The 19,579-nt window shown below is 35.0% G+C and carries 23 protein-coding genes, 2 tRNA genes, 3 other RNA genes and 2 pseudogenes; 23 read left to right on the top strand and 7 right to left on the bottom strand.

All coding sequences use genetic code 11. The features are described from left to right. The first annotated feature begins 185 nt into the window (after nt 1-185). The 8 genes from COD11_RS17950 (at nt 186) to COD11_RS17915 (ending at nt 7,357) form a co-directional block, all read left to right on the top strand. On the top strand, nt 186-1,802 hold the full coding sequence (locus tag COD11_RS17950; protein ID WP_098798268.1) for an ABC1 kinase family protein: 1,617 nt from the start codon (nt 186-188) through the stop codon (nt 1,800-1,802). A 153-nt stretch (nt 1,803-1,955) separates the two neighbouring features. Next, nucleotides 1,956-2,441: a DUF2243 domain-containing protein gene (locus tag COD11_RS17945; RefSeq protein WP_098798267.1), complete on the top strand. Its 486-nt coding sequence runs from the start codon at nt 1,956-1,958 to the stop codon at nt 2,439-2,441. Beyond that, complete coding sequence (locus tag COD11_RS17940; RefSeq protein ID WP_098798266.1) at nt 2,431-3,213, top strand: cytochrome c oxidase assembly protein; 783 nt, start codon at nt 2,431-2,433, stop codon at nt 3,211-3,213. The genes COD11_RS17945 and COD11_RS17940 overlap by 11 nt, the downstream gene beginning before the upstream one ends. Before the next feature lie 114 nt (nt 3,214-3,327). Next, nucleotides 3,328-3,954 carry an ABC transporter ATP-binding protein gene (locus COD11_RS17935; protein ID WP_098798265.1) on the top strand — a complete coding sequence of 209 codons (627 nt, stop codon included), beginning with the start codon at nt 3,328-3,330 and terminating at the stop codon, nt 3,952-3,954. Beyond that, nucleotides 3,954-4,739 carry an ABC transporter permease gene (locus COD11_RS17930; protein WP_098798264.1) on the top strand — a complete coding sequence of 262 codons (786 nt, stop codon included), beginning with the start codon at nt 3,954-3,956 and terminating at the stop codon, nt 4,737-4,739. Before COD11_RS17935 ends, COD11_RS17930 begins: the two co-directional genes overlap by 1 nt. 148 nt (nt 4,740-4,887) lie before the next feature. Continuing rightward, nucleotides 4,888-5,940 (top strand): flavin-containing monooxygenase, encoded by a 1,053-nt coding sequence (locus COD11_RS17925; RefSeq protein WP_483296301.1) that lies wholly within the window; start codon nt 4,888-4,890, stop codon nt 5,938-5,940. A 14-nt stretch (nt 5,941-5,954) separates the two neighbouring features. Further along, nucleotides 5,955-6,422: a 2-thiouracil desulfurase family protein gene (locus COD11_RS17920; protein WP_098798263.1), complete on the top strand. Its 468-nt coding sequence runs from the start codon at nt 5,955-5,957 to the stop codon at nt 6,420-6,422. 155 nt (nt 6,423-6,577) lie between these two features. Next, entirely contained in the window at nt 6,578-7,357 is a 780-nt protein-coding gene (locus COD11_RS17915) for a Cof-type HAD-IIB family hydrolase (RefSeq protein ID WP_098798262.1), read from the top strand. 53 nt (nt 7,358-7,410) lie between these two features. On the opposite strand, the gene COD11_RS17910 is transcribed toward COD11_RS17915, so the two are convergent. Continuing rightward, nucleotides 7,411-7,668 (bottom strand): hypothetical protein, encoded by a 258-nt coding sequence (locus tag COD11_RS17910; RefSeq protein ID WP_098798261.1) that lies wholly within the window; start codon nt 7,666-7,668, stop codon nt 7,411-7,413. A 220-nt stretch (nt 7,669-7,888) separates the two neighbouring features. On the opposite strand from COD11_RS17910, the gene COD11_RS17905 reads away from it, so the two are divergent. Beyond that, nucleotides 7,889-8,278: a YbaN family protein gene (locus COD11_RS17905; RefSeq protein WP_231309511.1), complete on the top strand. Its 390-nt coding sequence runs from the start codon at nt 7,889-7,891 to the stop codon at nt 8,276-8,278. Nucleotides 8,279-8,599: 321 nt separating this feature from the next. Next, nucleotides 8,600-9,373: a TerC family protein gene (locus tag COD11_RS17900; RefSeq protein ID WP_098798259.1), complete on the top strand. Its 774-nt coding sequence runs from the start codon at nt 8,600-8,602 to the stop codon at nt 9,371-9,373. Nucleotides 9,374-9,511: 138 nt separating this feature from the next. Here COD11_RS17900 and COD11_RS17895 read toward each other — a convergent pair whose 3' ends face one another. After that, a complete protein-coding gene (locus tag COD11_RS17895) occupies nt 9,512-10,021 on the bottom strand; it encodes a DUF3231 family protein (protein ID WP_098798287.1) in 510 nt (169 codons plus the stop codon). Nucleotides 10,022-10,352: 331 nt separating this feature from the next. On the opposite strand from COD11_RS17895, the gene COD11_RS28225 reads away from it, so the two are divergent. The 6 genes from COD11_RS28225 to COD11_RS17865 all read left to right on the top strand — a co-directional run bounded on the left by COD11_RS28225 (nt 10,353) and on the right by COD11_RS17865 (nt 11,802). Continuing rightward, nucleotides 10,353-10,484 carry a YjcZ family sporulation protein gene (locus COD11_RS28225; protein ID WP_141549706.1) on the top strand — a complete coding sequence of 44 codons (132 nt, stop codon included), beginning with the start codon at nt 10,353-10,355 and terminating at the stop codon, nt 10,482-10,484. A gap of 215 nt (nt 10,485-10,699) precedes the next feature. After that, nucleotides 10,700-11,061, top strand: a transfer-messenger RNA (tmRNA) gene (gene ssrA / locus COD11_RS17885). A gap of 89 nt (nt 11,062-11,150) precedes the next feature. Beyond that, a tRNA-Leu gene (locus COD11_RS17880) sits at nt 11,151-11,233 on the top strand. Nucleotides 11,234-11,236: 3 nt separating this feature from the next. Further along, nucleotides 11,237-11,417: non-coding RNA, 6S RNA (ssrS, locus tag COD11_RS17875), on the top strand. A gap of 34 nt (nt 11,418-11,451) precedes the next feature. Next, nucleotides 11,452-11,717: signal recognition particle sRNA large type (gene ffs / locus COD11_RS17870), an RNA gene on the top strand. A gap of 9 nt (nt 11,718-11,726) precedes the next feature. After that, a tRNA-Ala gene (locus tag COD11_RS17865) sits at nt 11,727-11,802 on the top strand. 102 nt (nt 11,803-11,904) lie between these two features. Here the strand turns inward: COD11_RS17865 and COD11_RS27000 are convergent. Next, nucleotides 11,905-12,051: a hypothetical protein gene (locus tag COD11_RS27000; protein WP_162987302.1), complete on the bottom strand. Its 147-nt coding sequence runs from the start codon at nt 12,049-12,051 to the stop codon at nt 11,905-11,907. A 475-nt stretch (nt 12,052-12,526) separates the two neighbouring features. On the opposite strand from COD11_RS27000, the gene COD11_RS17860 reads away from it, so the two are divergent. The 3 genes and pseudogenes from COD11_RS17860 (at nt 12,527) to COD11_RS17850 (ending at nt 13,465) form a co-directional block, all read left to right on the top strand. Further along, complete coding sequence (locus COD11_RS17860) at nt 12,527-12,985, top strand: SRPBCC family protein (protein WP_098798257.1); 459 nt, start codon at nt 12,527-12,529, stop codon at nt 12,983-12,985. Nucleotides 12,986-13,045: 60 nt separating this feature from the next. After that, nucleotides 13,046-13,138, top strand: a pseudogene (locus COD11_RS28220) (YdeI/OmpD-associated family protein); the annotation flags it as partial. A gap of 25 nt (nt 13,139-13,163) precedes the next feature. Next, nucleotides 13,164-13,465: pseudogene (locus COD11_RS17850) on the top strand (RNA polymerase alpha subunit C-terminal domain-containing protein). 57 nt (nt 13,466-13,522) lie between these two features. Here COD11_RS17850 and COD11_RS17845 read toward each other — a convergent pair. Continuing rightward, entirely contained in the window at nt 13,523-14,197 is a 675-nt protein-coding gene (locus tag COD11_RS17845; protein WP_098798256.1) for a hypothetical protein, read from the bottom strand. Nucleotides 14,198-14,372: 175 nt separating this feature from the next. Here COD11_RS17845 and COD11_RS26995 point away from each other — a divergent pair, with 175 nt between their 5' ends. Next, nucleotides 14,373-14,519: a hypothetical protein gene (locus COD11_RS26995; RefSeq protein ID WP_176551137.1), complete on the top strand. Its 147-nt coding sequence runs from the start codon at nt 14,373-14,375 to the stop codon at nt 14,517-14,519. A 42-nt stretch (nt 14,520-14,561) separates the two neighbouring features. On the opposite strand, the gene COD11_RS17840 is transcribed toward COD11_RS26995, so the two are convergent. Beyond that, the gene (locus COD11_RS17840; RefSeq protein WP_098798255.1) at nt 14,562-15,299 is read right to left on the bottom strand and encodes a DsbA family oxidoreductase; all 738 of its coding nucleotides are present in this window, start codon (nt 15,297-15,299) and stop codon (nt 14,562-14,564) included. 242 nt (nt 15,300-15,541) lie between these two features. Between COD11_RS17840 and COD11_RS17835 the strand changes: the two genes are divergently transcribed. After that, on the top strand, nt 15,542-17,590 hold the full coding sequence (locus COD11_RS17835; protein WP_098798254.1) for a catalase: 2,049 nt from the start codon (nt 15,542-15,544) through the stop codon (nt 17,588-17,590). A gap of 86 nt (nt 17,591-17,676) precedes the next feature. Here the strand turns inward: COD11_RS17835 and COD11_RS26990 are convergent, their stop codons facing one another. Continuing rightward, nucleotides 17,677-17,823 (bottom strand): hypothetical protein, encoded by a 147-nt coding sequence (locus COD11_RS26990; RefSeq protein WP_176551136.1) that lies wholly within the window; start codon nt 17,821-17,823, stop codon nt 17,677-17,679. A 238-nt stretch (nt 17,824-18,061) separates the two neighbouring features. Between COD11_RS26990 and COD11_RS17830 the strand changes: the two genes are divergently transcribed. Further along, complete coding sequence (locus tag COD11_RS17830) at nt 18,062-19,027, top strand: alpha/beta hydrolase (RefSeq protein ID WP_098798253.1); 966 nt, start codon at nt 18,062-18,064, stop codon at nt 19,025-19,027. A gap of 49 nt (nt 19,028-19,076) precedes the next feature. Here the strand turns inward: COD11_RS17830 and COD11_RS17825 are convergent, their stop codons facing one another. Continuing rightward, nucleotides 19,077-19,256: a hypothetical protein gene (locus tag COD11_RS17825; protein ID WP_098798252.1), complete on the bottom strand. Its 180-nt coding sequence runs from the start codon at nt 19,254-19,256 to the stop codon at nt 19,077-19,079. 130 nt (nt 19,257-19,386) lie between these two features. On the opposite strand from COD11_RS17825, the gene COD11_RS26985 reads away from it, so the two are divergent. Further along, the gene (locus COD11_RS26985; RefSeq protein ID WP_098798251.1) at nt 19,387-19,557 is read left to right on the top strand and encodes a hypothetical protein; all 171 of its coding nucleotides are present in this window, start codon (nt 19,387-19,389) and stop codon (nt 19,555-19,557) included. Nucleotides 19,558-19,579 lie beyond the last annotated feature (22 nt).

The raw sequence follows: 19,579 nt of genomic DNA, 5'->3' as shown, positions 1-19,579 counted from the left end.
AACAGACGAAGAGTTATCGAGATTACTTCCGAAGAAAGAAGGCGACAAGTGGTTACAAGAAACGGAAGCGAGGCACTTTTAAATCATTCTAAATGTATAATATTTCCTGAACTTAAAGGATTTTTTCTTTTTCTGTTGAATTAAGGTGTTTAATGCACTTATCAATTAAAAAAGAGGTTTATATAATGAATATGAAAAGCAAGTGGATTCGTATGTCAAAGGTTTTGTTATTATTTTTTTCAATTTTTATAAGGATTTATTGGTTCAAACTAAGAAAAAAAACTGAACAAGAATGGGAATTATTATGGGAAAAGATTGGGGCAGATTTTCGAAAAACACTTTTTGAATTAGAAGGTTTGCTTATTAAAGTTGGTCAGATATTAAGTATACGTGCCGATTTGCTTCCTCATTCCTTTATTAAGCAAATTCAGGATTTAACTGATAAAGTACCTCCTTCAGAATGGAAGGAGATTCAAGCTGTGATTGAAGCTGAATGGGGATGCGAACTTGATCAACACCTACGTTCAATTGAGAAAACCTCAATTGCATCTGCATCAATAGGGGAAGTATATCAAGGTATTTTAAAGAATGGTGCAAAAGTAGCTATAAAAGTACAAAGACCACAGATTCAATCTATTGTTTCAATTGATTTTCGAACGTTAGGAATCGTTATTTGGTTTGCAGATCGTTTTGTTCCGATTCCTAAGGAATTTATTAATTTTAAAGTGTTATACAAGGAATTAAAAAGTGTGATTGAGCAAGAACTCGATTTTCAAAAAGAAATGAAATCATTACTATTTTTTAAAGAAAGATTTAAAGAAGATGATGACGTGAAAATTCCACATGTTTATTCTGATCTTTGCACATCAAAAATTATCGTAATGGAATGGGTTGAAGGAATAAGGTTAACTAACGATAAAGCTCTTGAGTCGTTAGAGTTAAATCGTGAAGAGCTTGCACAACGACTTCTTAAGGTTTTTCTTCCTCAATGGCTCGAGCCTGGAATATTTCACGCCGATCCACATCCGGGAAATATCCTCATTACTAAGGATGGACAAGTAATTTTATTAGATTTTGGAATGGTGGGGGAAATAACTAAAAAAGATGCTTCATATTTTCAAAGTTTAATTGGAAGCTTACTTGCAAAGGATTACTCTAAAGCAGTAGAATGCTTATCACAATTAGGATTTCTACACCCTCAAGCTGACTTTAGAACAATGGAAAAACTACTTGCTGAATTAGTTTCCTTTGATACAGCTGCTTTAAAAGAAACAGATTTAATTCAATTGAAAATGGAAATGAATGATATGATTCAAGCACTACCTATTCAAGTTCCAACAAGGTTTGTTTTTCTCGGTCGATCAGTTGTAACAATTGAAGGAATTCTTCGTCAAGTTGCGCCTGAAGCAGAAATTTTAGAATTAGGAAGACCTGTTTTTATGAGGTGGCTACAAAAGCAAGGTAATTCTAAATGGACGTTTCTCTGGCAATGGGCTCAATCTCAGCCTGTTTTTAAGGTCGTCCATTCTGTAAATGAGTTTTTACGACTACCTCAGAAATTAGAGTCAATAAAGGAAACGGAGCAGAGAAGACATTTCCAGTTTGTTATATTTGAAAATAATAAAAAACGATTTTTTCAACTACTACTAATAGGACTAATCGGATTTTGTATGGGATTATATAGCGGACAATCTGTTCTTTGGCAATTATCTACAGCTATTGGGTTCATATCGATTATTGGGTACTTCATTTGTAGTTTTAAACAGAAAAAATGGATGAAATATATGCAGGAACGAAAATGAATGAAATGGACATGTTTAAAAGTAAGAGTATACATTCGTCTAGAGTGTATACTCTTTTTAATTCAAGGATATTAAAAGGTGTATATAGGATTCCTCTTAATGGTTAAACTGTTTATCTGGATATATCGGTAGCTTTAATTGAGGAGGAAAAGAATGTTTTCTGATTTCAATAAATATTTATCATGTAATCTATGGTCTGGTTTTTTATTTGGAATAGGTTTAGCAGCCTTTATCGATGAAACTGTGTTTCATCAACTTTTGCGTTGGCATCATTTTTATGATCGATCAACAACAGATGTTGGACTAATATCTGATGGACTTTTTCATGCATTTAGTTGGTTTGCTACAATTTGGGGGTTGTTTATACTTGCCGATCTTCGAAGAAAACAAGGATTTTGGTTTAAAAGGTGGTGGGGAGGTATGCTTGTAGGTTCCGGTGGATTTCAACTTTACGATGGGATTATTCAACACAAATTAATGAGAATTCATCAGATTCGCTATGTAGAAAATATCCTTCCTTATGATTTGATTTGGAACATAATAGCCGCAATCATGATTTTAGTTGGCTCTATTCTTTTGTTTCAAACCAAAAATCATGAGAAAAAAAGCAAGGGAATGGATGCTATATATGAACGATAATCATAATCACCATTTAACTGGTACCCTTGATCTATACTTTATAGTAGGATTTTGCTTGCTTCTTTTCATTTATGTGCATGCAGCTGTAATTGCAAATCATAAAAAAAGAAAGTGGCCTCTTTATCGAACAATATTTTGGATATTAGGTATTTTATGTGCTGCTATTTCATTGATCGGACCTATTGCTAATCGGGCACTTTTCGATTTTACATTTCATATGGTTGGTCATTTATTGCTTGGAATGCTTTCCCCGTTATTATTGGTCCTTGCAGCTCCAATATCTTTAATGATGAGGGCATTGAGTGTGACAGCATCCCGACGTTTGTCTCGTGTTTTAAGAAGCTGGCCAATTAGAATGATCAGTGATCCAATCGCTTCTTCTTTGCTTAATATAGGTGGGTTATGGATACTTTATTTAACTGACCTTTACTCACTCATGCATCAGAATGTGTTTTTGCATTTGATCATACATATTCATGTTTTTTTGGCAGGTTATCTGTTTACGTCTTCCATGATATCGTTTGACCCAAACCCTCATAAAGCAAGTTTTACATATCGTGCTTGTGTCTTAATCAGTGCTCTAGCTAGTCATGGTATATTATCAAAATTAATATATGTTTATCCACCAGCTTCTGTTTCAAAAGTTCAGGCAGAGGCTGGAGCAATGTTGATGTACTATGGTGGGGATCTCATAGACCTTGTTCTTATTTATTTTCTTTGTTTAGAATGGTATAAAGTAACTAGACCAAGGGCAATTACAATACCTACGTAATGAGAATTAGCTTTACGTAGGTTTTTTGATAATTTCTACTTTTGGACTGAAAAAAGAAAAATATTTTACAAATCTCTAAATTTAGTAGATTATAGGTTTTATGGAGGTAGTGCAATGTTTACATTACAAAATATTCGTTACAAAGAAATATTAAATATTGAATCACTTCATATACCAGCAAATAAAGTGACTTTTCTTGTCGGAGAAAGTGGTGCAGGAAAATCAACATTATTAAAAATGTTAAATATCATGTTGTCTCCAGACCATGGTCAGATTTTTTATAAGATAGAAAATATAGATGATCTTGATCCTATATATCATAGAAGAAATGTTATCATGCTATCACAACAACCGACGATATTTGAAGGAACAATTAGAGAAAACTTGAACAAAGGTCTTATTTTCGCAGGTGAAAAAGAAAAAGAAGATAAAGAGCTAAAGCAAGCACTAACTATTGTTTATTTAGAGAAAGATCTTGATGAAAAGGCTGATACCCTTTCAGGAGGGGAAAAACAAAGACTTGCGCTTGCACGAATTCTTTTGTTAGATGCGGAAGTTTATTTATTGGATGAACCGACTTCAGCCCTAGATGAGGTAACAGAAGAAATGGTCATGAAGAATTTTATCGAAATGATAAAGAAAAATAATAAAACAGCCATTCTTATTACACATTCTCAAAAGCTTGTTTCCACTTATGCTGAAAATGTTGTTACCTTAAAGAAAAGTGGGGGTGAGAGTTGATGGAGAATGTGATAAGAGATATTGAGCTGTGGAGGCTAGCTGCTGGATATTTATTTATTATATTATTGATTGCATTCGTTAGATGGAGAGGATTAAATAGAGAAATCCGCATTATTGTTTCTACAGCAAGAATGACGATTCAATTAGTGCTCGTTGGGTACATCCTGACGTACATTTTTGAGGATCCAAACCCTTATATCATCACCTTTATCGTGCTGTTTATGCTTACTTTTTCAATTTTTAATACATACAAGCAGGTGGCAAAACCATTATCTAGAAAACTAAAACAAATTATTGCTCTCTCAATGACGGCCGGTTCGCTTCTAACGTTGCTTTACTTTAATTTTGTTGTCATTCATTTTCAACCTTGGTATGAGCCTCATTATCTGATTCCAATAGCAGGAATGATTATAGGAAACTCAATGACAGGGATTACTCTTGGTGTGAAGAATTTAGTAGAAGGTATCGAAAAGGAAAAGCACTTAATTGAGGGTGCACTCATGTTAGGAGCTAAGCCTGAAGCCGCGACCAAGTCTGTTGTCAACTCTGCATTTGATTCAGCAATATTACCAACAATTAATAGTATGGTAGGTATGGGAATTGTTTTCTTACCAGGGATGATGACAGGTCAAATATTAGCCGGAATAAATCCAATCATAGCGATTGAATATCAAATTGCTGTTCTGCTCGGTATTGCTGGAAGTGTAGCTCTAACAGTCATGATATTCACATTATTTGGTTATAAAACTTTCTTTAATGATCGTCAACAGTTTATAAATAAGTAAAAGCTATTTTATGCAGCTTTGAGCACTGCGTAATTAGCTATTTTATTTTATTATTTCATATTTCAGGAATGTTATTGACAAATTTTACCTAAGAGGGTAAAGTATATATGAATATATGTGCATGTATTGCGTATGAGGTGTGGTTACGATGATATATGATGTTTTAATTATTGGTGCAGGTCAAGCGGGTCTTTCAATGGGGTATTTTCTTAAGCAAAGTCATTTATCCTTTTTAATTATAGATAAGGAGCAAGAAATTGGAAGTGTATGGAGGAAACGCTATGATTCTTTGGTTTTATTTACACCTAAAAGATACAGTTCTTTACCAGGTTTGATGATGGAAGGAAATGTAGATGAATTTCCCCCAAAAAACGAGATTGTTGCGTATCTTAAAAAATATGCAACTACCTTTTCTTTACCAATAAAACATGGTACCGAAGTGATTAGAGTAGAAAAAACTAAAAATATTTTTCATGTAGTAACAAATAGAGGAGAATTGTTAGCAAAACAAATAATAGTTGCTACAGGACCTTTTCAAACACCGAAAATACCTGAAATCTCTCAAAATCTAGATCACAGCATTAAACAACTTCACTCATCTCAATATAAAAATAGTACTCAACTACAGGATGGGGCTGTTTTAGTGATTGGGGGAGGAAACTCTGGGACACAAATAGCGGTTGAATTATCGAAATCAAAAGAAGTATATTTATCTATTAGTCAAAAGCTGACATTCTTACCGTTAACTTTTGCCTCTAAAAGTATATTTTGGTGGTTTGATAAATTAGGTATTTTACATGCGAACCGTGACTCTTTTATAGCTAAAAAGCTTCAACAACAAGGCGATCCTATTTTTGGATATGAATTAAAAGAATTAATTCGAAAAGGGAAAGTGATCTTAAAGACTAGAACAAAAAATGTTAAACATACGATCATATACTTTGAAGATGGAGATACATTAAAAGTGAAAAACATCATATGGGCAACAGGATTTTACTCAAATTATCATTGGCTTAAAATAAAAGAAGCTTTTGATAAACATGGAAATCCAAAGCATAAAAGAGGTGTTACTAGTGTTAGTGGATTGTACTTTTTAGGACTTCCATGGCAGCATAGAAGAGGCTCAGCACTATTGCTTGGGGTTGGAAATGATGCAAAATATCTATGTCAACAAATTATTAAAAATTTAAATAGTATGTAGGGAGATGACGTGGAGTGTTGTTAGTTAGCTCTTGTTTGGCCGGTTTGGAAGTAAGATACAATGGAACACACAGTCTACTTAAAGAAATAAGGGACTTAGTAAACGAAAACAAAGCTGTAACCGTTTGTCCTGAATTACTCGGAGGCTTCACCACACCAAGAGAGCCAGCAGAAATTGTTGGAGGAAATGGAGAAGATGTTTTAGATGGACATGCTAGAGTGGTGGAAAAGTCAGGAAAAGATGTAACGGAGCTATACATAAGAGGTGCATATTCAACATTAGAAAAAGCCATAGAGATGAAAGCAAAAGTAGTGATTTTAAAAGATTATAGTCCTTCATGCGGAAGTTCAATGATTTACAATGGTAGTTTTAAGGGGAAAAAAGTAATTGGAAACGGGGTAACAACAGCTTTATTGAAAAGAAATGGGATAATGGTATTTTCTGAAAGCAATCTGCCTGATAAATTGTTAAGATTCTCTTAGATTGGAATATCTCCAAGCGTAAAAAATAATTAAATCCCTCATTATTTGTTCATGAACTGTGATTGGGCCTATTATTGAGGGAGACTCAGATTATGGTACAATTACGTTATGTGAAAGGATGAAAATAATAAAATATTTAGAAAGTAGGAATAGAGATGGCCACTAAAAGTGTGATTTTTTTTGATATAGATGGAACTTTACTTACACATGATAAAGAATTACCATTTTCAACTAAAGAAGCTATTTTTAAACTGAAAGATGAAGGACATGTTGTTGCGATTGCAACAGGTCGAGCTCCTTTTATGTTTGAAGATTTACGTGAAGAATTAAATATAAATACATATGTTAGCTATAATGGTCAATATGTCGTATTAGATGGCGAAGTACTTTTTACAAATCCTTTAAAGATTTCATCACTCGAAAAATTAACAGAAAACGCTCTTCTGAATGAGCATCCTGTTGTCTTTATGGATCATGAAGATATGAAAGCAAATGTTCCCGAACACCACTATATTAACGAAAGCATTCAATCATTAAAAATCAAACATTTTCCTACACATGATCCGTACTACTATAAAGGTCGTGATTTGTATCAAACGCTTTTATTTTGCCCAGAAGGAGAAGAAAAGCAATACGAACAGAATTATCAGGATTTTGACTTTGTAAGGTGGCATCCTTTTTCAGTGGATGTTGTCCCAAGTGGCGGTTCAAAGGCAATTGGAATTAAGAAAATCGTTGAGAAGCTTGGATTTTCGGATGAACATCAATATGCTTTTGGCGATGGTTTAAATGACATTGAAATGCTTTCAACTATAAAGAATAGTGTAGCAATGGGAAATGCAGAAAATCGTGTGAAGGAAGTCGCAAAATACGTAACTAAATCAGTTGAGGAAAATGGTATACTTCATGGACTTCAACAGGTAGGGCTTTTATAATTTTTTTATGGTATAGAAATCAGGCGCTTAATATTCAGAGCGCCTGGTTTCTATTATTTAAATGATTGAGGGGCACCTGTTGAAGTATGTTCATTTACCCACTGAAGAGATACCTTAGAAACAGTTTCCCATCCCGGTATTTCAAGTTGATGTTGTTCAACCCAGCTCATGCAAAACTGTGAGTCAATATTATTTTGTTCACATTGATCAAGGAAATCCTGAATTGTTGTAACGGTACAGTTTTGCCATGAACCGCATGTATCCTGAAAAATATTCTTCATTTTATCCACTATTTCGTTGCTTCTATCCATATTTGAAAACTCCTTTCATTTATTCATCACAGCCCAATACAGTATGTCCCCTGATTGATTATTTATGATATAGTAGTTTTCTTCAATTTCATTTAGTTACAAAATATTCTACATCTTCCTTAAAATAACTTATAATAATAGATGAATAGTTTTTGATAAAGCGTTGAGCCTCACTATATTAGAAATCAGGTGATTAACAATCAAAAATATAAAAAATATAATGTTTGCTATTCTTGGATTTATTTCCCTTGGTGTTGGAGTTGCGGGAATTATTCTCCCTATTTTACCCGGAGGTCCATTTTTTCTCTTAGCATCATTCTGCTTTGCAAAAAGCTCTAAGAAATTTGAAAGATGGTTTCAAAGTACCTCATTCTATAATAAATACGTTGAAGGTTTCCGACAGAAAAAAGGCATGACACTTAAAGAAAAAATTCGTATCAACCTAATTGCAGATACGTTCATCCTTTTTTCGGTCTTTTACATAAACATCCTAGTGATAAAAGTTATTTTAGTGCTACTTGCAATATACAAGCACTATTATTTCTTAAAGAAAATTAAAACGATTAAACCAAAGCAAAAAGAAGCTGATAAAATTTTTTATAGGAAGTGATTATTTAGCGAATGATTAAGGGAAGTGGATAAGATAATACCTTTTGGGGATGATTCAGTTATATCAAATTATGACGGATTTTTATCACTCATTAATAATGTGCACATTTAATAAAAAAATACACAGCATGATTTTTTTATGAAGGACGAGACTACTTACAGTGAAAATACAAAACGTATTGAAGTTTCGATCAGTTCAAATAAAACAATGCTCAAAAGTTTTTTAGCATTATTTCACTAGGATACCTGTTGCTAGCTTGGAAAATCTATAGATATTGAAACATTTACATGAGAGGTTTAGTAATGGAAGGGAGAGAAATTAATGGAATCATTATGGTTAGAGTATGCCTGGGCATTGTTGATTTTAATTGGGTTGGAAGGACTGTTATCTGCTGATAATGCGTTAGTGCTGGCAGTTATAGCTAAACATTTACCTGAGGATCAGAAAAAAAGAGCTATAAATTATGGAATTATCATGGCTTTTGTATTCAGGTTTCTTGCACTTTTTGCTATATCATTTATTGCGAATGTCTGGCAAATTCAGGCGATAGGTGCAGCTTATCTTCTTTACTTAGGATTAAAGCATATTATTCAGGCACGTTTCGGTAAAGAAAATGAAAATATTCGTGAGGAAGAAGAAAAGGAAGCAGCTGGTAAAGGTTTTTGGCCAACTGTAGGTAAGATAGCATTGGCAGACCTTGCTTTTGCGATTGATTCAATTCTTGCAGCAGTAGCACTGGCGCTTGGACTTCCGGATTCACCACTAGGCAATTTCGGTGGTATGGATGGAGGAAAGTTTATAGTAGTTGTTTTAGGAGGTATTGCTGGTCTTATCTTAATCAAGTTTGCAGCAACATGGTTTGTTCAGTTACTTGCAAAACGTCCAGCTCTGGAAACAACAGCATATGCAATTGTTGCTTGGGTAGGTGTTAAACTTGCAGTCATTACTTTGGCTCATGAAGATATCGGTATCTTAGATCATCATTTTCCACACAGCACGGTCTGGACTTTGATCTTTTATGGAGTGTTAGTTGGAATAGCCTTACTTGGATGGTTTGCACCTGCTAACAAGTCTTTAGAAAAAGATTTAACATAAAGTAAGTTTTTTGAATAATTCAAGTGTGAGTTAATGACAAAATTGACTCACACTTGAAATTTCAAAAGAATGATAAAAAGATGACCAGCATTCACTTAGGTCATCTTTTAGCTTTTTAAAGTCAGTTTTTCCCTTTTATTATTCTTCTGTTTTATTTAAATGAAGAGGAGGTGGAATTAGCCAACCTTTTTCTTTATTTAGTCGTAACACTTTGCCACCAAGTGCTGCTTTTTGTGTATGGAATTGACCAAACATCATAGCGATGTCTTCTCTAATTGCTTGACCAATCATTTGACTACATGCTACCAATCCAGCAGCTATGCTTGCGGATAAAGCTGCTGCAATTTCTTGATCCATAAACTTTGCTCCTGCTGGAATATCCTCTAAACGAGCGTTTGGACGTTCAGGTGGTGTAGGAGGAAGAGCGACTCCATTGTCTTTTAAAATTGTCTCAATCTGTTTCATTTCTTGTTGACATTGATCTATTGCTTCCATTAGCAATTTACTAAGGTCCTCATCTCCAGCATGATTAACCTTTGTCTGATATCCGGCAACTGCTGCTTTTGAAGTTAAAAGAAAAGACCAAGCACCAAAAACTTCTCCATAATGTAATGGCTCGTTTTGAGGATTACCACTTAAAATGCCCATTAAAACACTCCCTATTGTTTTTTTCATATCCATATAAAAATTCTCCTAATATTACTTACTGTCTTTTAGACAAAAAATAGTATGTGTTAAAACTTTCTTATTTAATCTTAATAAGAAAAATGGGCTTCTTTTTAGGCTCCTAAATGAATCATTCTTAGGATTAGACGGGCTCCAAATTTCGATATACGTATATACTATATCGTCTAAGTAATTTAAAATCGACAATTGAAAGGAAGATGTTTAAATGTACGGTTACGAAAACAGCCCTCATATGGCTGGTGCAAACATGCCTCATGTTGCTGCAGAAAATGTTCCTCATCAGCCTATGGTAATGCCTTATTATGAAGCTCCTGCTTATGGATATTGTGCTCCTGCTTATAGACCGAATACGTTCGCGCTTATTGTTGTGCTATTCATTTTGTTAATTATTATAGGTGCAACGATCTACGGTAATAAGTGTTAACCACATACACCTTTAAAAAGACACTATTGTAGTGTCTTTTTTATTTTCTACCTAACAGAATAGGATAAAGATGCCAAAATCACAGGTTATTACCACTACACAGAAGTATTTTTCCGTGATATATTATGAATACACGATACGTCATACAAATTATCGTGCTAACTCAGATATTTAACAATCGGTTAAAACCGAATTGTTTTAAACTACTCTAATATGGGATCGTTTTGGTATCGACAGGGATGGTTAAGCTTATATGGCGAGTCGAGTTGACGAGCTCGTAAAAACGTCAAAGCCTACAACTGGCAAACAACAAAACAACTTCGCTTTCGCTGCCTAACAACAGTCGATAGCGGTTCCGCCCTCCATCGTCCATGTGGTAGGGATATGGGACTCAAACGTAGTGGACTACGCCTGATTCCACCGTCTGAGGAAGAAGGAAGAGAAGAAACAGACTAGCCACTTCAATGCCTGTCAGTGGGCTAAAGAAGAGGGCGAAACATAATTTTGCTGACTACACTCGTAGAAATATAAGTGGAAACACCTTTGCACACCGGTTCGAATCCGGTCGATTCCACCAAATTATGCCGATCATGCTCAAATTGGTAGAGTGACTTTTAGTTGAGGTTCGACTCCTCAGGGCGGCACCAAGAGGTATATTATTATTTTGCGATCGTGGCGGAATGGCAGACGCGCTAGGTTGAGGGCCTAGTGGGAGCGATCCCGTGGAGGTTCAAGTCCTCTCGGTTGCATTATTCATCCTGCAATGTTCGTTGCCCCTTCATGTTTTAAACCTTACTATTTATTAGGGATTCCTATATGATTAACCAATGTCACGCCTACCTTAGTAGGATTGCAGCAGGTTAATATGCGGAAACCCACCTGTTGAAAACAGGTTATCAAAACATATGGGGAAACGGCATAGGTGGGAATGATTTAAAAACAACATATATCATTTTCTTATACATACCGTTGATAGTCGGGGAGGTAGCGGTGCCCTGTAACTCGCAACCCGCTCTAGCGAGGATGAATTCCTTTTTAGCGGTATGATAATGGAAGGTTTGCCTTATATAAGCGGTGTTGACTTTCGGAGTCCTCGCAATAGAAACCCATGAATCTGGTCAGGACGGGAACGAAGCAGCCATAAGTGGGACAATCTATGTGTCGAAGGGTAGCTTTGAATGAGCTGGCTGTATAAGTAGCGCTTGTGTTGTCATATCAATAAAAGGTTCAACGGTGCTATATGGGGCCTTAGCTCAGCTGGGAGAGCTCCTGCTTTGCACGCAGGAGGTCAGCGGTTCGATCCCGCTAGGCTCCACCATTAATACGGTATGTGCAATGCGACATGCACAAGTTTAGTCATACATAACAAAAAGCTTTTGTACAAAGAGTACAAAAGCTTTTTCGTAATTATTTATAGTATTTACATATAATCGTAAACTGAATCTTCAAAATAGAGCCAGTGAAAATATTCAATTTGTGGATCTGACATCTCCGCGATTTCCTTTTCATTGAATTTGCGTTTGTCTAATAAATCCTTCACTTTGATTTCTCTTGCTAATTGGCTCATGGTATATCCTCCTTATTAATAAGAAGTAACGTTGTTGTTACAATCTTGTAAGCGTTTACTGTTATTTCTTATTTTCATTATATATCTCAAATCGATATGAAACAAATATCAATTTGAGATAAATATTTGAAAAATGATATAGAATTGTAATCTACAACAGCTACTCCCAAATCTTCTGGATTTTGTTACACATGAAAGTGAACGAGTACGGTGTCTCCCTCTTGAATTGAATGTTTCACCACGAGTGCTTTGTGTGGGATAATAAATTTCCTTAATAAAATCTTTTATATGTATAAAGAAATAAATATTATAAAGATAAGAAGTAGATTCACTGGATTTAGCTTGAAGTGTATAGAATGATAGGAAAAGCAGGATTTTTAACCTTTTATTATTTGAACAAAACAAAATACTTTTTTATTGAATAGAAAGATAAAATGATTTCTATTGATAAAATAATTTTAAGGAGATAATGAGCATGAGTATTCGTTTTGAATCGCAAAAAAATCTAAAAGTATCCAAACAAAAGGCATACACAGCTTTACTTGATCTTGACTCTGCCGAGAATTGGATGCAAGGCTTTGTAGGAATAGAGCGGCTCGATGAAGGACCATTGAAGGTAGGAAGTGAATGGAAGGAAACAAGAAAGATGTTTGGAAAGGAAGCTTCAGAGTACTTTGAAGTTGTGGAACTCAAAGAACCAGATAAAATTGTGCTTCGCTGTGATGGAACAAAAGGAACGACAGGAAAAGGCGAATTTTTGTTTACATACACCCTTTCTTCAATAAATGATCATACAGAGGTTAAATTGAATGGAGAAATAAATGGACTTTCCGGGTTATCGAAAATCTTTGGTAAATTGGTTGTCGGCTCATTTAAAAAAGCATGTGAAAAAGACTTAGATGCATTAAAAAAACATTTAGAGAATGAACAATAAAGGATAAACGAAAAACGATAAAGGAGTATCAATTATTAATTATCTTCAGCTAAGCAATAGAAGACCCGTGAAAAACGCAGAGGAGAAATGGTTGATATTTTATCTCAAGGCTATAAATCAGTTGATTTGTTTCGACAAAAGAAAAAATTATGATTTTGTATAAGGGGAGTTATCTGTTATGACAACATCTAAAAAACTTAAGTTCTGTGAAGAAGGGCACAAATACTTTAAAAGTAGCAATTGCCCAACTTGTCCGATTTGTGAGCAAGAAAGCAAACCAGAAAGGGCTTTCTCTCAAAGCTATCTGCACCAGCTAGACGAGCTTTAGAAAACAATGGAATTTATACATTGCAACAACTTTCTTCATATAGCGAAAAAGAAATTTTACGTTTTCACGGAATGGGACCAGCTTCATTACCAAAGCTTACGTCTGCTTTGAAGGAAGAGGGTTTAGCATTTAGACAGGATAACTTAATATAAGAAAAGAAAGAGCCTCTGATTAGTAATAGAGGCTCTTACTATGTCCCAAAACTAATCTTAGTTAACAGAAACAAATACTTCATCAACATTTTTGTTAGCTGCACGAACTTGATTCTCTATTTTCTGTTTAAGCTGACTTGAAACCTGTGTTGAGTGACCAGTACGAGTATTTCGATTATCAGTATCTACATTAGTAGTAAAATTTGTGTTATTTCCTAAGCCAGGTCTAGTTGTTGAGGGATTATTTGTACCCGGTGTTTCATTTATTCTTTCAGCCATCTCTGTACTATTGTTTCGATCAGCAGTATTTGCTGTTTTTGAATGACGGTTATTGAATCCCACATTATTATATTCATTTGCCATTCCACGTAAATTCGTGTTAGTTCCTGTTGTTCCAGAATTAGTAGCACTGTTATTACCAACAGTAGTTCCATTGTTATTATTCGTGTTTCCATTTTTGTTTAAACGAACCGTAACATAAGCATCGTTGCCTCTCATGATCACTCTTGCTTGAGATACTTCATCTAGACGCTCAACATTTTTTGTTGCACGTGTTTGGACAGTTGCATTTTGATTACTGTTAGTATCATTCTCGTTGTAGTTTACTCTTGTTATTGGAGCCTGATCATTTCTCAATCCCATATTTGTTGCGTTATCTGTTTGATTGCCTGCACAGCCTGTAACACTTAGAATGCAAGCTGCTGATAAGATCGTTACAAGTCCTTTTTTCATCACCATCATCCCCTAAATAGTAAAGTTCATTTTTAGAATATCTAAATAAGTACAAACTATCCGATGTGAACAAATCCATAATATGAAAAATAAGGCTATTGAAAGATGGGAGAGGATGAAGCTAGTCAAATTTGGAACAATAAAGATATAACTCAAGTCAAGGGAGGTTTCAATTATGAACAAACAGAATAAATTAAATCAACATAAGAATTTTAAGGAAAACTCATATGAGATTGAAAAAGAAACGAAAGGAACCATGCATCTAAAAAATGCTCCTACACCACATATTGAGGGACATCAAATTACTGAAGATATGGAGTAGGTAGATATAAAAAAGACAGAGGACTAGCCCCTGTCTTTTCGATTAGTTTTTCTTACTATTGCTCGGTACTTCACAACCATCGTCGGTACAAATAGCACCTTCACCACTGTCAAAGCGTAGCTCCTGAAACTTAGGTTTTGGTTTTTCTTCCTCCCAAAATTGTGTAAGTGCACGTGAAAATGTTTCTTGTGGTTGAGCACCTGATATGGAATACTTCTGATTCACAACAAAGAAAGGTACGCCTGTTACACCGATTTGTTGAGCTGTTCTTTCATCGCCTCTCACTTCATTTGCAAAGGCTGTTTCGTCATTTAACACTTCTAAAGCTTTACTGCGATCTATTCCTGCAGCCTCTGCAAGGTCAGCCAATGTATAGATGTCCCCGACATTTTTTGTATCTGTAAAATAAGCATGCAATAGTTTTTCAGTTAATTCTGTTTCTTTTCCAATTGTTTTGGCGAATTTATTTAAACGGTGAGCATTAAAGGTATTCGTTGGCTTCATATCTTCATAGTTAAATGTTATACCAAGGTCAGAAGCTTGTTGAATAAGACCTTTATTCATTTCTCTAACTTGTTGTTCACTTGCTCCAAATTTAGCTGCTAATGCCTGATAAATACCTTGTTCAGTTTGTATTGGAGCATTAGGGTCCAATTCAAAGCTTTTAAACTCAACCTCTACTTGGTCTTTATGTGGAAATTGATCTAGAGCCATTTCTAAACGGCGTTTACCTATATAACAAAACGGACAGACAAAATCTGACCATACTTCTATTTTCATACCTTACACCTCGTTGATTAATTTTTTACTAATTGTAGCATACGTCCCAGTAAAATCTAAAAATGATGCTTGGGATTAGATTATCGTTTTTAATATCTATAGAATTTATTGAATTTAAGGATTAAAAATGTAATGAGAACTATTACATAATAGTTAGTTTACATGCTGTCTGTCTCTAAGTTCTATCTACAGCTAATAATCATATAAATTAGTGGTTAATCAATTACGGAGGTGGTGATTATTTGGATAAGTCATCAAAGAACAACAAGAAAAATAAAAAGAATGAGCAACTTGATCAGTATCGTATTCAAAATACAGGTAAAAAAATAACAACAAATGAAGGGTTAAAGATTGCTAACAATCATGCAACCTTAAAGGCGGGCGATCGTGGTCCAGTATTAATGCAGGACTTTCATTTTTTTCAAAAACAGATGCATTTTGACCAGGAACGCATACCTGAAAGAGTTGTTCATGCTAGAGGAGCAGGTGCCCATGGTGAATTTGAACTATATAAGTCTATGAAACAATATACTAAAGCAGGCTTCTTACAAGAACCCGGGACCAAGACACCTGTATTTGCTCGGTTTTCAACAGTCCAAGGGGGTAGAGGTTCTAAGGATACTGCTCGAGATATTCGTGGTTTTGCAGTTAAGTTTTATACGGAAGAAGGGAATTATGATTTATTAGGACTTCAATTTCCTATATTCGTACTTCATGATGCCTTTAAGTTTGTGGATTCCCAGCATGCACTTAAACCTGAACCACATAACGAAATGCCAACTGCCTCTGCTGCACATGATAATTTTTGGGATTTTGTTGCGAATAATCAGGAGTCAGCACATTTTGTGATGTGGGCGATGTCAGATCGAGCCATTCCAAGAAGTTGGCGCATGATGGAAGGGTTTGCTATTAATACGTTCCGATTTGTAAATGATCAAGGAAAAGCAACATTCGTGAAGTTTCATTGGAAGCCAGTTCTGGGTGTTCACTCATTACTAATGGAAGAAGCACAAATTATTGGTGGTGTTGATCCAGATTATCATAGGCGGGATTTATATGAATGTATTAAAAAAGGAGCTTATCCGGAATTTGAATTGGGTGTTCAGATGATCCCTGAAGAAGATGAGCACAAGTTTGATTTTGATGTTTTAGATCCAACAAAGGTTTGGCCTGAGGAGATTATACCTGTAGACATTGTTGGTAAAATGACATTAAATAAAAATGTTGATAACTTCTTTGCTGAAACAGAACAAGTTGCATTTGATGTAACAAATCTTGTACCGGGAATTGACTTTACAGACGATCCTATTTTACAAGGAAGAACATTTACTTATAAAATCACTCAGTCACATCGTCTTGGTGGACCCAATTATCAGGAAATCCCCATTAACCAATCTCTTTGCCCATTCCATAATAACCAGCGTGAAGGCTTTAAAAGACATCGAATTGATGTTGATCAAGTAAACTATTATAAAAATTCAATTGCAAACAACACCCCAGGTCCTACAAGTCCCGAAGAAGGTGGATATCATCATTATCCAGAGAAAGTAGAAGGGCGTAAGGTAAAGGCTAGTAGTGATTCTTTCAAAGATTTCTTTTCACACGCAAGATTGTTTTGGAATAGTTTGTCACATGTAGAGAAGCAGCACGTTATTGAAGCTTTTAGCTTTGAACTTGGAAAAGTAGATAACCTGTCCGTTCGACAGCAAGTTGTCGATATGTTTGCAAATGTGGATAAAGAGATGGCAACCATCATTGCAAATCATATTGCAGCAGATCTTCCTAAAGGAAATCATGTTCCAGTTACAGCCTCATCACCAGCACTTAGCCAAGCAAATACAAAACACTACCCACACACATTAACGGTTGGTGTAATTATTGCAAACGGTTTTAATGGGAATGAGGTAAAGGAAACTTTGGATGCTCTTCGTCAACATGGTATTTTTGTTAAAGTAATAAGCGATAAGCTTGGTTATGTAACAGGAGCAAATGGTACAAAGATTAAGGTAGATCAGACATTCCTTACTACTCATAATGCTCTGCTTGACTCTCTCTATGTTGTGGGTGGACATTCTGATAATCAATCTATATTTAACATAAAAATGAGTGAGTTTATAAGTGGAGTATACAAACATTATAAGCCTATTGGTATTGCAACGACAGGTCAGTCTTTTTTTCAACCTTCTGAACTAAACAACATGGCTGGAGTGATTTTTGCAGAAAACAACCAGAACTTTGGGGAAGAATTTGTTTCGGCTATTACAACACAGAGGTTTTGGAATCGAACGTAAATATTAAAATCTGGAACATTTAGATAAAGCCATAATAAAAGAGTGATCAAATCAAGATCACTCTCCTTACATATTTAAATACCCACTTACTTCAAAACAGGATCATTATAATAAATCACTTCAGAAAGAATCTTATTCCCCTCGATATCCTTCAACAATTCTCTTGCTTCTTGCTCTGTGTTAAACTCATACATAAATATTTTTCCTTTTGCATAGCGCGTGATAACCCACATAAGCTATCCTCCATTTAAGGTATTTTTAGCTTTACTGTATTGTTTATGCTTTTATCATCATCTTTTGTAACGGTAGGAGCCTAAACAATCTGCAAAAATTGTTCCTTGTACTGGTAGTATCATGTTTATTAGTTAAATAGGATCATATCTTCACAGAATAACCCCCGATCTTGGTATAATAGATGTCGGGGATTTTTGTTTACAAAAAACAAATAGTTAATTGGATGGAGAAAAGAAAATGAAAAAGAAACTAATCATTACAGGCTCAATTTGTGCATTTTTACTAGTAGCTGCTTATTTCTTTGTAGGAAACTATTTTTACAATTTTGCGTTAAATGTTGATCGAGAGAAAGAATTTTTAGAAGATAATCCAAATTTACAGCAAAGTGATGCTGTTGTTGCATCTGTTGCCGAGGAAGCCGAGCTTGCTGACGATGAGTTTAAGCAAAAGTATAGTCCTTCCAAGCTAAGCGTTGTTTCGTCGGATAAAGAACAATTAAAGTTAAATGCGTATGTTTATGAAAATGAACAAGCTGGTCACAAGTGGGCAATCGTGGTTCATGGTTATAATGGTAAGGCGAAATCAATGACGAGATATATTAGGAATTTTCATGAAAAAGGCTACAATGTTCTTGCTCCTGATCTTCGCGGGCATGGGGAAAGTGAAGGAAATTATATTGGTATGGGCTGGCATGATCGTAAAGATATGTTACTGTGGATTGACCAAATACTAAAAAAAGATCATGAAGCAGAAATTGTTTTATTCGGTGTCTCAATGGGGGGAGCAACAGTCATGATGACATCTGGAGAAGAGTTACCATCAAACTTGAAAGTAATTGTAGAAGATTGTGGTTACTCGTCAGTAAGTGATGTGTTTGTGTATCAGCTTGACGATCTTTTCGGTTTACCTGAATTTCCTGTTATGAATGCAGCGAATACAGTGACGAACGTACGTGCTGGATATGATTTATATGAAGCATCCGCTATTGAGCAAGTTTCCAAAAGTGTAACACCAATGTTATTTATTCATGGTGATGCCGATACCTTTGTACCTTTTGAAATGTTAGATAAAGTCTATGAGGAAGCAAATGTGGAGAAAGAAAAGCTGGTTATCTCAGGCGCTAATCATGGAGATGCGGAGAAGGTGGATCCTGAGGCTTATTGGGGTACTGTATGGCGATTTGTTGATCGTTATATAAACTAATTGCAAATGAGGTGTAAGTTATATAGACTTACACCTTTTAATCATTAAATTATTTAATAACCGAATCATATACATCATCAACCACTTCTTCATCTTGAATATCAAATTCCATTCTCAGGTTATACCGAATGATTTCTTTGTTTACTGATCCTTCAATCACTTCTACTTTACTTGTTTTCAACCAATGGGCAATCAATTGAATTTGATCTTTATAATTTAAAACATTCACACTAAACGCTCCTTCAGGTAATAATCGTATTTATAAAGTTTGCTTATTGCTCCATTTATATACGTTGAACCTGAAAACCGCAAGAATGAAGTTTTTATGGTAAAATTATGTAAAGGACAGGTGATCATTTATGAAAAGCAATGCTACTGTTTTATTTCTCTTTTTATTTATTGCTTCAATAGCGGCCGGCTTAGCTTTAAAAGATGTGTTTCGTTATTCAATGAGCATTGGAGTAGGTTTGGGTATGATCTTCATCATATTAAGCTCTTTGTCACTTAGTAAAAGTAGAAAACACGAGTAAAGTCAATTCCGTGGAGGGTGAG

This window comes from Bacillus sp. AFS040349 (assembly GCF_002577655.1).
Taxonomy (GTDB): domain Bacteria; phylum Bacillota; class Bacilli; order Bacillales; family Bacillaceae; genus Metabacillus.
Note: the sequence above shows the minus strand (reverse complement) of the source record. Positions and strands in the feature narration are given on the sequence as shown.

What these genes read in the sequence shown, in the direction of transcription:
- COD11_RS28225 (WP_141549706.1), top strand. Translation starts at nt 10,353, where the DNA reads ATGCCTTATTATGAAGCTCCTGCTTATGGATATTGTGCTCCTGCTTAT.
- COD11_RS26985 (WP_098798251.1), top strand. Translation starts at nt 19,387, where the DNA reads ATGAAAAGCAATGCTACTGTTTTATTTCTCTTTTTATTTATTGCTTCA.
- COD11_RS26990 (WP_176551136.1), bottom strand. Translation starts at nt 17,823, where the DNA reads ATGTGGGTTATCACGCGCTATGCAAAAGGAAAAATATTTATGTATGAG.
- COD11_RS17905 (WP_231309511.1), top strand. Translation starts at nt 7,889, where the DNA reads ATGTTTGCTATTCTTGGATTTATTTCCCTTGGTGTTGGAGTTGCGGGA.
- COD11_RS17900 (WP_098798259.1), top strand. Translation starts at nt 8,600, where the DNA reads ATGGAATCATTATGGTTAGAGTATGCCTGGGCATTGTTGATTTTAATT.
- COD11_RS17945 (WP_098798267.1), top strand. Translation starts at nt 1,956, where the DNA reads ATGTTTTCTGATTTCAATAAATATTTATCATGTAATCTATGGTCTGGT.
- COD11_RS17895 (WP_098798287.1), bottom strand. Translation starts at nt 10,021, where the DNA reads ATGGGCATTTTAAGTGGTAATCCTCAAAACGAGCCATTACATTATGGA.
- COD11_RS17915 (WP_098798262.1), top strand. Translation starts at nt 6,578, where the DNA reads ATGGCCACTAAAAGTGTGATTTTTTTTGATATAGATGGAACTTTACTT.
- COD11_RS17830 (WP_098798253.1), top strand. Translation starts at nt 18,062, where the DNA reads ATGAAAAAGAAACTAATCATTACAGGCTCAATTTGTGCATTTTTACTA.
- COD11_RS17950 (WP_098798268.1), top strand. Translation starts at nt 186, where the DNA reads ATGAATATGAAAAGCAAGTGGATTCGTATGTCAAAGGTTTTGTTATTA.
- COD11_RS17940 (WP_098798266.1), top strand. Translation starts at nt 2,431, where the DNA reads ATGAACGATAATCATAATCACCATTTAACTGGTACCCTTGATCTATAC.
- COD11_RS17840 (WP_098798255.1), bottom strand. Translation starts at nt 15,299, where the DNA reads ATGAAAATAGAAGTATGGTCAGATTTTGTCTGTCCGTTTTGTTATATA.
- COD11_RS17925 (WP_483296301.1), top strand. Translation starts at nt 4,888, where the DNA reads ATGATATATGATGTTTTAATTATTGGTGCAGGTCAAGCGGGTCTTTCA.
- COD11_RS17910 (WP_098798261.1), bottom strand. Translation starts at nt 7,668, where the DNA reads ATGGATAGAAGCAACGAAATAGTGGATAAAATGAAGAATATTTTTCAG.
- COD11_RS27000 (WP_162987302.1), bottom strand. Translation starts at nt 12,051, where the DNA reads ATGAGCCAATTAGCAAGAGAAATCAAAGTGAAGGATTTATTAGACAAA.
- COD11_RS26995 (WP_176551137.1), top strand. Translation starts at nt 14,373, where the DNA reads ATGAACAAACAGAATAAATTAAATCAACATAAGAATTTTAAGGAAAAC.
- COD11_RS17860 (WP_098798257.1), top strand. Translation starts at nt 12,527, where the DNA reads ATGAGTATTCGTTTTGAATCGCAAAAAAATCTAAAAGTATCCAAACAA.
- COD11_RS17845 (WP_098798256.1), bottom strand. Translation starts at nt 14,197, where the DNA reads ATGAAAAAAGGACTTGTAACGATCTTATCAGCAGCTTGCATTCTAAGT.
- COD11_RS17930 (WP_098798264.1), top strand. Translation starts at nt 3,954, where the DNA reads ATGGAGAATGTGATAAGAGATATTGAGCTGTGGAGGCTAGCTGCTGGA.
- COD11_RS17935 (WP_098798265.1), top strand. Translation starts at nt 3,328, where the DNA reads ATGTTTACATTACAAAATATTCGTTACAAAGAAATATTAAATATTGAA.